Genomic DNA, 12523 nt, shown 5'->3' with positions numbered 1-12523 from the left:
CTAACGAGGTAGTTTAGTTTAAGAAGAAAAAGGAATTTAGTGTTAATATATGTATAAGAATGGGAGGGGAAAAGATGTATAAATCGGTTATTGATACAGATACATACATATCTATATTAGAACCAAGACACACAGATGAATTATATAATTTAATTGATAGCAGCCGTGAGAGTATAGGTAAATGGCTGGCTTTTCCTACATTCACAAATGAAGTTCAAGACACGAAGACTTTCATTGATAAATCTTTAAATAGATATGCCTCTAACAATGGATACTGGGCTGGAATATGGCATAAAGGGAAGATTGCAGGTTCCATAGGTTACCTGTATTTAGACTGGAGTAATTACAAGACAGAGATTGGATATTGGTTAGGGAAAGACTTTGAAGGGCTTGGTTTAGCAACAAAGGCTTGTAACTCATTAATTGAACACGCATTTACAGATTTACAACTAAACAAAGTGGAAATAAACGTAGCAACAAGAAATATAAGAAGTAAGGCTATTCCAGAACGATTGGGTTTTACGCAAGAAGGAACTATAAGAAACTACGAATTATTAAATGGTGAATACCTTGATAGAAATATATATGGTCTATTAAAAAATGAGTGGCTAAATAACAATAATTAATTTATCTTCTTCAGCTAACGGGTGCAAGAGTTGAAGATCCAGCTGCCATTTTAGGTGGCTTTTTTCTTATTCAACTATCGGGGCAGTTTAATTCAAGATCGATGTTTAACTTGTGTTCAACAATCGGACCAGATTGTTTAAGATGCATACGATTCAAAAAGTTGGTTTTACAATAATCTGCACATCATTTTTCCATGATATAGATTTAAAAAAGTTTCTTTAATAACAAACTTTTTAAGAGTGGGCATCGTCTAAGAAATAAGTAGGGGGGACAGATGTGCAAGAAATAACAGTCAAAATGATTGAAAATGAGAATATAGAAGAAGTTATTGCTGAGATTATGAAAAGGTACGGACAGGAAATATTACAGCTTGTATATTCCTATGTAAATAATAGAGCAATAGCTGAGGACTTAACCCAGGAGATATTTATTAAGTGTTATAAGGCTTATCCAACATTTAATAAAAAATCTAAGTTAAGAACATGGTTATGGAGAATAGCAATTAATCATTGTAAAGATTATCTGAGAAGTTGGTACAATAAAAACGTCATTATTGCAGAAGAGGAATCAACAAAATTTTCGTCCAAAAAAGAAAGTATTGAGCAGACTGTCATACAAAAAGATGAGGACAATAGACTCGTATCGGCAGTAATGAACTTGCCAATAAAATACCGAGAAGTGATTTATCTTTTTTATTACGAAGAGTTATTGATTAAAGAAATTGCCGTATTAATAGAAGAAAAGGAAAGCACTGTTAAAACACGCCTCAGAAGAGCCAAAGAACTTTTAAAAGATAGTTTGGAGGAATAGAAAATGGAAGATCGTTTAAAAAACCTTCGAAAGTCGATGGAGAAAACTACGTTTAAACAGTTAATTTTCACAGAACAACATCAATGTAATATTCGAAAAAAAATCAACAAACTTAATATTAGTGATGAAGAAGTTCTCTTAGCAGTGATGCAGCTTCTTGTCCATGAAAAAACAGGTTATGAATTAACTAAACACTTGCGTGGACGAGGTATACTTAAATTTGAGGATAATGAAGGATTTTTATATACTCTGCTACATCGTTTAGAACAGAAAAATTGTTTACTAACAAGATGGGATGAATCGGAAGCGAAACAGTATCAATTAAATGATAGGGGTAGAAAAATATTACAAAGGGCAGAAAATAAACAAATAAAAAAACGTGTTGTTCTAAAAGAATTATTAGAGGGGTGAGAGTAATATGAAGAATAAAAGACATATCTTTTTAAGTGAAGTCACCACTCAAATTAAATCAAATGAAGCTAAGAAGTATGTTTCCAAAGAACTGGATTATCATTTAACGCAAGGAAAGAAAGTATGGATGGAGAAGGGATTAGAGGATTTAGATGCTGAAGAGAAGGTAATTGAACAGATGGGAAGTCCGATAGATCTCGGTAGACAATTTAATAAAATTCACCGACCAAGGGTAGATTGGTTGATTATTCTGCTTTTAGTGACAACTTTATGTTTGGGTTTCCTACCATTATTCCCTCTTGGCTATATGGACGAACCACATTTTATTACATATAAGGTTGTATTTACTTTTCTCGGTAGTGTAATAGCTATAGGGCTAATGCTAATCGATTATAAAAAGCTTACTAGGCTAGGATGGTTCTTTTACACATTAGGAACATTGTTACTTTTATCGATTTACTTTTTCTCAAACACTCTGATTGGTGGGGTTCCTGTTATACAAATTGGACCTATTACAATAGAAAGCTTGATGGCTGTACCATTCTTTTTCCTTGCCTGGGCTTCGTTTTTTAATAATAAAAAGTTAAAGGGATGGCATTTTGGAATATTAGTTTTTATATCTACTTTTTTATTCTTTATTGCAGATAGTATAGCCACAACCTATATATACATTGTCATGGTAATTTCTATGCTTGGTTGGAGCAAATTTAGTCGGAAAACGATCCTCATTATTTTGGGAAGTATGGTTAGTTCATTTTTCATATTAGGAATATTAGTTTGGAAATATATTTCACTAGAACAAAAAGATAGAATATTAGGATTCTTAAACCCCGAAAAATATGCAACTGGCGCTGGTTATCCATACTTATATTCAAAAGAGTTCATTATTAATGCAGGATGGTTTGGAAACTCAGCAGGTAGTGAGTTTATTCCTCAGGCACATACAAATTTCGTTTTTGTTACCTTTACTTATTATTACGGATGGATTTTTGCATTTGTTCTTGTATTAATCCTCTCACTTTTCGTTGCAAGGATGGTCGTTGTTTTTAATAAAATAAATGATTCATATGGCAAACTTCTTCTTGTAGGTGCTGTTGTCCTTTACTCAGTCCAGTTGTTTAGTAATATCGGAATGGTACTTGGATTATTTCCTTTGACTACTATGTCTTTGCCATTTATAAGCTATGGATTAATGCCGACTATGTTTAATGCAGTTTTAATAGGAATCGTATTAAGTGTATATCGTCGTAAAAATATACTAATAATTAGTTAGATTTAATCTTGGAGAGTTTTCTTGAGCAGATCAATTATTTGTGAATTAGTTTTATCTACTAATGGACCTTATTCAACAATCGAGCGCTTTTCTTTAATAAGAAGGCGTCTTTTTGCATGGACAACATATTTAAGGGATTGAGTTAATTGAGGTGTAAAAAAAGATTGTGAAGTATTGTACTTAAAGTAAAGGGTACTTTACTTAAACAAGCAGTAAAGCTTTTTTCTTATTCAAGTAACTGTGCAGTTTAGTTCAAGAAAGCCCCTATAATCAACTAACATTTAGGGGCTCGTCACTTTTAGGAGGGTGGAGAGTTCTTGAAGAAGACTCTTTATACAAAGCCAACAATAATATCATTCCAATGATACAAGCTGTACCAACCCATTGGAATAAACCAAAGGGTTCTTTTAACCAAAAGACCGTTGTTAGAACGGCAGCTAGTGGCTCTATGCTTCCTAGAAGACTTGATTCTTTAGGTGGAAGACTTTGCAAACTTTCTATATAAAACCAAAATGCAATCATAGTGCCGAAAATGATAACGAAGACTAAGTATAAATAAGCTTCTAGCGTTAAACTTGTAAAGTCCATTTGCCAAGGCGGATGGATAAAACTTAATGCCAAACCACCGATAATCATAGCCCATCCAACAATGACAAGTGAATGGTATTGCTTGAGTAATGGAACGGCATATAGTGTATAAAATGCTAAAGCTATTCCAGATAAAACACCCCAAACGATTGCAAGTGTTGGTACAGATAATTGAGAGATTGAGCCGTTTGTTAATAAGAAATAACAACCAAATAAAGCTAGAGAAACAGTCAACAAATCTCTTCGTGTAAGAACAGTTTGTTTGCGGAAAATTAAGTATACGATAATCATAACAGGTGCTAAATACTGTAGTAGTGTTGCAACAGCAGCATTTCCATGTTTAATTGAAGCCATATAAGTGTATTGAACCGCAAGCATACCGAGTAACCCGAAGATAATCAAATGAATAGCTATCCTTCGAGTTTTCCAAACACCAAGTATCTGGGAACGGTCTTTTCCGAAGAATTGAACTGTTAATAGTAAAAGACCAGCTATAAGCAATCGGGTCGTTACAAGCCAATCTATATCGATTTCATAATGTTGAAAAAGCTTTTTTGCAACTGTGCCACCAATCCCCCAAAATACTGCTCCTGTTATAACAAGAAATATTCCTTTACTTCTATTCATCATTGATTCTCCACCTTTAAATATAAAAATAGTGTTATAGTATTTTAAATGATAAGTGGAAAATATCTGAAATAATACCTAAATCGAATAGAAAAATATAAGTATATTGAGGTGGGTATATGCAAATTAAAGATTTTATAGTTGACCAAAGTTTAAAAGAATTAACTGAGCATCGTACAGTTGTGTTACCAATTGCATGTTACGAAACAACAATTAACCAGAATATAAATGGATATATACCACTTCATTGGCATGATGAATTTCAGTTTGTTCTCGTTGTAAAGGGAGAAGCAATTTTTCAAATAAATGAAGAAAATATTGCTGTTCAAGAAGGTGAGGGGCTATTTATAAATAGTGGTTGCCTGCACATGGCAAAAGATAAGAATGATTCGGGTTGTGCCTATATTTGTTTAAATGTCTCTCCAAGTTTTGTTTTATCACAAGAACTTTATATAACCTTTGTGAACCCTTATATTCAGGCGACTAATTTACCTTATTTACTCTTGGTTCCAAAGGAGATTTGGGCGAAAAATATTTTAGCCTCTATTATGAAAATCAATCAATTGATAAAACAAAATTCACCATACTATGAAATTGACATCAGCATACAATTAACATTAATTTGGAAGAACCTAATAATAAATGGTATTCAATTAGAGTACGAACAGACGGAAATGCTAAAGAGTCATCGAATGAAGCAAATGCTAAATTGGATACACCTACACTATCCTGAGAAAATTTTTTTAGACGATATTGCACGAGTTGGTCAATTAAGCCGTTCCGAGTGCTGTCGATATTTCAAACGAATTTTAAAGAAAACACCATTAAATTATGTAACAGATTATCGTATTCAAAAAAGTTTAATTTTACTACAACAATCAGATTCCAATGTCACAGATGTTGCCTATCAAGTAGGATTTAACAGTACAAGTTATTTCATAGATAAATTCCGAAAGTCGATGAACATTACACCATTAGCATACAAAAAATATAAGACTAGCTGTTCACTTATGGAGTAGTACATTTAACTATTGGGGGCATTCCTTAAGAAGGGATGCTTTTTCTCTATTTAACAAACAGAGCAGGTTAAGGCAATTAAAGTTGAAAAATGAAACATAACGCAAATGATTAAACTAATTGAGAACAAAGCAAACATCAGCAATGTCATACATACACCACCTTTATAAAATTACTAAAATAGCAAGTCAGCTATAACTTGAACAATTAATAATAAAGAGATAATCGGAAGCAAAAGCTGAATCCATTTTCCTTTTAAATAAGAGGCAATTTTTAGTCCGATATGAGAGCCGACGATTGACCCAACTGTTACCGGAATGGCAATGCCCCAATCGACAATACCATAGAAGAAGTAAAATAAAAACGCGCTCATACAACTTGCAAACATTACAAAGCGGGTCATTTCAGCAGCTTTTAAATAGCTGAATTTTTTTTTCAAAAAGTATGTAATGTTTAAAAGTGCTGAACCTGGTCCAAACCCACCATCATATATCGCGATAAAAAATGGGGCTAACAAAGTAGTTGGTTGTTCCGTGTCTTGCTGTTCACTAACTAGCCCAGTTTTATTACTTTTTAACACAACCAAAAACATGGTAATTAACACGATACAAGTAACGATATTCATCGTCTGTTCCGACAATCTTGTTGCGCAAAATGCACCACTTATTCCTCCAAGTCCAGCGACGAACATGAGTGGGAGCATTTGTTTGAGTTGTACTTTCTTTTTTACAGCAAGTACAAGGACCGTCGATAATGAAGATACGCCTGTCGCAAATTTATTGACTGCAACCGTCGCGTGAATCGGAATGCCAACTAATAGCAGTGCAGGTAGTAATACGAACCCTGCAGCTCCAAACATCACACCAATAATAGCAGCAAGCACGCCAATAGCAAATAATAAAAGTCCATCGATTGATAGCCATTCCAATAGTAAGTTTTCCAAACAAATCACCCCTACACTTAAATTACTGCTATATTATTAATAAGACAAATATATAATTTTTGTTTATTCATAAAAAAAAGTTATGAATAGGGTGAAGAATTGAATTTACATACGTTACGTATTTTTACGAATGTTGCAAAACTAGGGAGTATAACCGAAGCGGCGAACTTACTACATATTAGTCAGCCCGCTGTCACAGCTCAGATTCGTAAACTAGAGCGGGAGATAGGGGTAAAATTAATTACAGGTAAGGGAAGAGGGATTCAGCTCACATCTGAAGGTGAATTTCTTTATGAGCAAGGATTACGTTTGTTTCATTTAGAAGAACAAATTGATGAAAAACTTAAAACATTTTTAGAAAAGAAGGAGAAAGTGCATATTGCTTCGTCCTATATTTCAACGAATTATATCTTACCGCCAATAATTGCAGGTTACAAACTAGAAAATCCAGATGTCGATGTATATGTGTCTTTAGGGAATGTACAGTCTGTTGAACGTCGCGTCCTTAATTATGAAGTAGATTTTGGCTTTGTTGTGCAAAGTAACATCGGTCATGAAGATTTACACTTCGAGAAAATACTCGATGTCCCATTTTGGTTTGTTGTACATCCAACGCATCCTTTAGCGAATAAAGAGATATCGATTTTTGATTTAAGTGAGCATGAATTTATTTACAGGGAACGAGGCAGTTCAACGCTTGATTTGTTAGAGGCGATTTTTTATACCCATAATTGCCCTTTACCGAAATTCGGCTTACAAGTGCAAGGCGTACTTGAATCGATAAAGGTTGTTGAGGCAGGTTACGGAATGGCACTCGCACCAGCCTGTAGCGTAAAGGATACATTAGCACAAGGAAAGCTTGCTCGAGTCTTTGTGGAGCAGGCAGAAATCAATCAAAGTTTGTTTATTTGTACGAGGAAAGTTGATGAGAGCGAGCATCATTTCATTCACTATTTGAGAAAGAATTTAATCGAGTAAGAGACTTAACACTCTGGCTCGATTTTTGCTGTTATTCGATCCTTTTCCTTTTGTGCAGTCCATTTCTTGCTATAAATAAACAACGTACAGCCTAATATAACAATGATTGTACTGATTCCTTGAACAATTATAATTTGTTTATGTAAAAAATTGCGCTAGAATCGCTGAAAATACAGGATAATAGTAAGTTCTATTACTAACTGGCATATATGACCCTTACGGAAACCACATATAGTAATATTTATGGAGGGAAATAGTATTATTTCCATTATTTATTTGATATTTATTATTGGTATCGCGCTCTAATATTACTTTTCACATTCCTAATCATTGTGTTTATGTTCATTCTACCTGAAGCTGGCACACTACCTTTGATTCATTTTTCGTTAGATAAATGTTTAAAGTTTAACTGTTATAATTTGATTCAAATTCCTACCTTGATAGGGTAGGGTTCGGGGGTTAGAATCCCTCTCGGATCATCAGAGTGAGAAGCTTCAGTTCCTTGGTAGAAGAGGGATTGGGGCTTTTTTATTATTTGTACTGAAATCTAGTATTTTAATTAAGTTAGAATATTTTCTAAGTTATATTAGATGAGTCTCTCTTGCAGATCTTTACTATATTTATTTTTCTCCCCTAACGATAAGTGTTATTAACACGTCTTGGGGGATAAACACTAGTCTCTATCCATATCACTTTCTTCCGCAAACGGGCCAGATTGTTGAAGAACAAAGAAATTTATCTTATTTCGTAATTGAATACAGGGGTGCTATGTTTGTTGAGTTCCTACTTAAAACGATTTTCAAGTCGAAGATCGTTTTAACATAAAATCTTAATATTATGCCTAAATGTAGCACCCCTACAAGTGCACCTTTTTATAATATGAAAAAGGAGTGCGATGACAAAATGGAGATCATCTTCATTTATGTAATTATCGGGGTATTGATTAGTACATCAATTTATACGGTGGCAGATTTTCGACCTTGGTATTTTTTTTCTGCTTTGTGCATTGCCTGGTTACCTCTAATATTCATTGGAATGATTATAACTTTATTTATGGATTCAGAAGAAATCTCCAATAAGCTAAACAGATAAAAGCACAAAACCAAGAAATAAATCCAAAAACCGTGACAATTGTAGTTTCGGACCACCCATATTTTAAGCCAAAGTGATAATGAATCGGTGTCATTCTGAAAATACGCTTATGAGTAAGTTTAAATGAGGAAACTTGTAAAATAACTGAAAGTTGTTCAGCAAAATAGATAAAGAATAAAATGGGGATTAAAATTTCAACTTTCTCAAGAACAGCAAGAAATGAAAGTGATCCACCTATAGCTAATGATCCTGTATCCCCCATAAAAGCTTTTGCAGGATATATATTATAAATGAGAAAGCCGAGTAAACATCCAATCATAATTAAACAAAAAATTTGCACCTCTGATCTGTCTGAGACCATAAAAAAGAAAAAGTATGTAGGGATTGCAACAACTCCTAAAAGACCGTCTAATCCATCCGTGAAATTTATGGCATTTGCAGAACCTACGACAAATAAGGTAATGACAATGACATATAACACCATTGGAAGATCCAAGGAAATATTTTTAAAAATATTAATGCTGGTGTCTACGCCTAGTTCGTTGATCACATAAAAAAGCAAAGTACCCGTAAAAATAAATTGAAAAATAAGTTTGGTCTTACCCGATACTCCTCCTGGATCTTGACGAGAAGCCTTCCAAAAATCGTCCAAAAACCCAACAAAACTAAAAAGAATGTAGGTAATAGATAAGAAATACATTAATTGAGTAGGTGAAAAAAGAATTGATACTATAATTCCTACAAAAAGAATAATTCCAAACATTAACGGAGTGCCTTTTTTTAACTGATGATCTGAAGGAAGTTCTTTTCTTATCGGTTGAATGAACCTAAGTTTTCTCAAAACAGCAATTAATAGTGGGGATAAAATTGAAACAACTACAAAAGCAATTAACGCTGGGATTATTTGATTACTCACTTCTCATTTACTCCTTTTCTCTTTGCTATCTATAATAAGTTCTAAAAAACTCATTCATTTCCTCTATTTAATTCAATATTATTATGTAAATGTTTATTCAAGAAAAGGGCGCGATTGTTGAAAAAGAAGTAAGAGGTTGACTCAAAAGGGTCTGACACCTCCCAACATTACTAATATATAGTAGCCTTTAACCTTTAAGGTGCTATATATTGTGTTGGAGGGGTCTGACCCTTTGGTTTTGAGTCAACCTCTATTTTATATGACTTTTTACGAATTAGGTCTTGATAATTTATAAGGCTACAACGGTACTTTCGTTAATCCAATAAAAAGATAAATGGCAGTTCCCCAGATAAACAGGGCAGAACATTTGTTGAAGATATTCATTAAAGCTCCTGTACTATCTAGACTCTTCATGACTGTACCCACCAGCGTTAATCCAAAGAACCAAATCCAAGATACTATAATACACCCGATTGTAAAATAAACTTGTTCCGTTCCTACATATTTTAATGCACTTGTCCCAATAACACCGACTGTATCTAAGATGGCATGGGGATTTAATAAAGAAACTGATAAAGCGAAGATGATTTGTTGATGAATTGGTAATGCTTTATTCGTTTCAATCGTTGTTGGTTTAGACCGCCAAATAGCATACCCCATGTAAAGTAAAAACAAAATCCCAGTTATCATTAGGCTAAGTCTCAGCCATTCAAATTGTAAAACGATAACGGATAACCCAAAGACAGCTAAAAGGATTAAAAATGTATCACATAGTGCAGCGGTAACAGTCGCTGGAAGTGCTCGCAGTAATTTTGGCTGTGTGGCTCCTTGGGAAAATACAAATACATTCTGTACCCCTAAAGGTAAAATAAGTCCAAACCCTAAAATGATTCCATGAAGAATGGCTTCCATATAATCAACTCCCTTTGAATTACTATCTTACTATGATATAACTAAAAGAAAACAACCAATTGGATGGTTTATTATCCATCCAATTTAGGGGAAAATTAGATGAAGTGGAAACCAAATCGTCATTCTCATTTGACTGTTCAAGAGCAAATTGTAGATTGGATAAAAACTCGTATTGAACGAGGTGATTGGACTGTGGGTACTAAGATTCCAACACAGCGCCAACTAGCAACGCAATTTAATGTGAACCGAAGTACTGTGCAACTTGCGCTTGATGAATTAAAGGCGAATGGTTTGCTCGAATCAAAAATGGGATCAGGGGTATTTTTGGCTAATAATTCGTGGAATGTACTTTTGAACAGTGCTCAACCGAATTGGCAGCAACACATTGAATCAAGTATTCATAAACCAAACTACCATACGATTCAACTTATCAATCAATGTGAGCAAATGGATCATATTATCCGTCTTGGAACAGGTGAATTATCACCAGAATTACTTCCAACGAAACAAATTGAACAGTCATTAAAGAATATTTCACTTGAGTCAAAGGCAATTGGTTATTCATCACCACAAGGAAGTGAAAAGCTTCGAGGAATTTTATGTGAGTATTTAAAAAAACGTGGTATTCAAACAGCACCAGAAAACATTTTAATTGTCTCAGGTGCACTTCAAGCACTTCAATTAATTGCAATTGGCTTATTAGAAGAAGGATCCAGTGTCTTCCATGAACAACCTTCGTATTTAAATTCTGTGCATCCCTTTCAATCCGCCGGAATGCGCATGATTTCAGTTTCACGGGATTCACATTTAACGAACAATTTACGGGCACTTAAAAGAAAAAGACAAGCTCTATTTTACTGTGTACCAACATTACACAATCCGACAGGGTATAATTGGTCATTGGAAGAAAAGAAAAACCTATACAATATGTGCAAAGAGCTACAAATCCCGATTATTGAAGATGATGTGTATCACGAACTGTTATTTGAATCATCTTCTCCTGCCATCAAGTCGTTTGATACATCAGGGCAAGTGCTTTATATCGGCAGTGTATCCAAAACGCTAAGTCCCGGATTACGGATTGGTTGGGTTGTTGCACCTTCACCTGTAATTGAGCGATTAGCTGATATTAAAATGCAAACGGATTATGGTTCAAGTGCCTTTTCTCAAGAGATCGTCGCACACTGGATCTCATTTGGTTTATACGAAAAGCATCTGATTAAACTTCGTGAACAATTGAAAAGAAGGGCTACATATGTAGAAGAAATATTAGAACAGAAATTTCAACAAATCGCCACGTGGAAAAAATCTGAGGGTGGGTTCTATATATGGATCAGGTTTCATGAACCTATTGTAAATAAGGCGTTATTTCTAAATTTACTTAATCAAAATGTTTTGATCAACCCAGGTTATATTTATAAATCAAGCGATTTACATCATATTCGTCTTTCTTTTGCCTATGCGTCATTGGAAGAATTAAAAGAGGGATTAAATATTTTATTAGAACTAAGCCGGCATTAATTCCCATCAAATAAGTATAAAATGTACTATTTACACATTTTCTAAAATATGTATTAGCGAATAATATACGCGTTTTGTTGGTAGGCCACAAACAATCTTTGATCTTCAGCAATCGGAGCGCGAGTGTTGAAGATCTAGTTCCAACCTATTTCAATAAAAAATAAGTAAACGATTATCAATTGGATAAAATAGTGAACCGCTTTAAAAATAGAAGGGAGGAAACTCCCTATTTTTATTAACAATGAACTTCGTATAAAATATCAATTAACACAACTAAATTTGAGTAGTTAACACGTCTTAAATCCTTGAGAGTACTGGAGTTGAGGCGTTTTTCATTACAGATGCTACTGAACTAGTAACCTTTATTTTTAATAAGCTAAATGATATTGGTATTAAGCCGCTTATAGAGATAAAGTATTTTCATTTTAAGGGGTTTTATCGAAAGTCACCCATGATAAAAGAACTTTCTGATATTGCTAGAGCTAGAAGCGGAAAATTAATGTACTCCTATACAGTGCTCCGAGATAGTTTTTAGATCCTCTTACTGAATAAGCTGCTTCTGTTAATGCTTACCGTAAATTGAGAGAAAAACGACTGTAACAAAATCAACGTTATATCATGAGATTGAAAAACGTGGGTTAATTAGAAAAGCTTGACTTAGTGGTCGCCCCGCCATTCAGTGAATGTTCGGGTGCTATTCCCCTTTATCGGGAGATGTGCAAAAACACCCAGAATGGTACTCATGTGAATGCACGAAAGTCTCATTTTCGTATCCCTGTCATGGGTGGTCATTTTCGATTTTTGGTGA

At 34.1% G+C, this 12523-nt stretch carries 11 protein-coding genes; 7 read left to right on the top strand and 4 right to left on the bottom strand.

Features of this window, described 5'->3' with window-relative positions:
* The first annotated feature begins 74 nt into the window (after window positions 1-74).
* The 4 genes from I7822_RS07585 (at window position 75) to I7822_RS07570 (ending at window position 3121) form a co-directional block, all read left to right on the top strand.
* Window positions 75-626: a GNAT family N-acetyltransferase gene (locus I7822_RS07585; protein ID WP_207976604.1), complete on the top strand. Its 552-nt coding sequence runs from the start codon at window positions 75-77 to the stop codon at window positions 624-626.
* A gap of 277 nt (window positions 627-903) precedes the next feature.
* The gene (locus tag I7822_RS07580; protein WP_207976602.1) at window positions 904-1437 is read left to right on the top strand and encodes a sigma-70 family RNA polymerase sigma factor; all 534 of its coding nucleotides are present in this window, start codon (window positions 904-906) and stop codon (window positions 1435-1437) included.
* Between the two features lie 3 nt (window positions 1438-1440).
* Window positions 1441-1848 carry a PadR family transcriptional regulator gene (locus tag I7822_RS07575; protein ID WP_207976600.1) on the top strand — a complete coding sequence of 136 codons (408 nt, stop codon included), beginning with the start codon at window positions 1441-1443 and terminating at the stop codon, window positions 1846-1848.
* Between the two features lie 7 nt (window positions 1849-1855).
* Complete coding sequence (locus I7822_RS07570) at window positions 1856-3121, top strand: FtsW/RodA/SpoVE family cell cycle protein (protein WP_207976599.1); 1266 nt, start codon at window positions 1856-1858, stop codon at window positions 3119-3121.
* A 270-nt stretch (window positions 3122-3391) separates the two neighbouring features.
* Here I7822_RS07570 and I7822_RS07565 read toward each other — a convergent pair whose 3' ends face one another.
* On the bottom strand, window positions 3392-4336 hold the full coding sequence (locus I7822_RS07565; RefSeq protein WP_207976954.1) for an EamA family transporter: 945 nt from the start codon (window positions 4334-4336) through the stop codon (window positions 3392-3394).
* A 119-nt stretch (window positions 4337-4455) separates the two neighbouring features.
* Here I7822_RS07565 and I7822_RS07560 point away from each other — a divergent pair, with 119 nt between their 5' ends.
* Window positions 4456-5355 (top strand): AraC family transcriptional regulator, encoded by a 900-nt coding sequence (locus I7822_RS07560; RefSeq protein ID WP_207976597.1) that lies wholly within the window; start codon window positions 4456-4458, stop codon window positions 5353-5355.
* 173 nt (window positions 5356-5528) lie between these two features.
* Here the strand turns inward: I7822_RS07560 and I7822_RS07555 are convergent, their stop codons facing one another.
* Window positions 5529-6305, bottom strand: a complete 777-nt coding sequence (locus tag I7822_RS07555) for a sulfite exporter TauE/SafE family protein (RefSeq protein WP_307847700.1) — start codon at window positions 6303-6305, stop codon at window positions 5529-5531.
* A gap of 90 nt (window positions 6306-6395) precedes the next feature.
* On the opposite strand from I7822_RS07555, the gene I7822_RS07550 reads away from it, so the two are divergent.
* Window positions 6396-7274, top strand: a complete 879-nt coding sequence (locus tag I7822_RS07550; RefSeq protein ID WP_207976594.1) for a LysR family transcriptional regulator — start codon at window positions 6396-6398, stop codon at window positions 7272-7274.
* Window positions 7275-8325: 1051 nt separating this feature from the next.
* Here the strand turns inward: I7822_RS07550 and mraY are convergent.
* The gene (mraY, locus tag I7822_RS07545; RefSeq protein ID WP_207976591.1) at window positions 8326-9282 is read right to left on the bottom strand and encodes a phospho-N-acetylmuramoyl-pentapeptide-transferase; all 957 of its coding nucleotides are present in this window, start codon (window positions 9280-9282) and stop codon (window positions 8326-8328) included.
* Window positions 9283-9579: 297 nt separating this feature from the next.
* Window positions 9580-10194, bottom strand: a complete 615-nt coding sequence (locus I7822_RS07540; protein ID WP_207976589.1) for a LysE/ArgO family amino acid transporter — start codon at window positions 10192-10194, stop codon at window positions 9580-9582.
* Between the two features lie 99 nt (window positions 10195-10293).
* Here I7822_RS07540 and I7822_RS07535 point away from each other — a divergent pair, with 99 nt between their 5' ends.
* Window positions 10294-11715, top strand: coding sequence for an aminotransferase-like domain-containing protein (locus I7822_RS07535; protein WP_207976587.1), 1422 nt, complete (start codon window positions 10294-10296; stop codon window positions 11713-11715).
* Window positions 11716-12523 lie beyond the last annotated feature (808 nt).

The organism is Metabacillus bambusae (genome assembly GCF_017497975.1).
Lineage (GTDB): Bacteria > Bacillota > Bacilli > Bacillales > Bacillaceae > Metabacillus > Metabacillus bambusae.
This window is presented reverse-complemented; position numbering and strand designations above follow the sequence as displayed.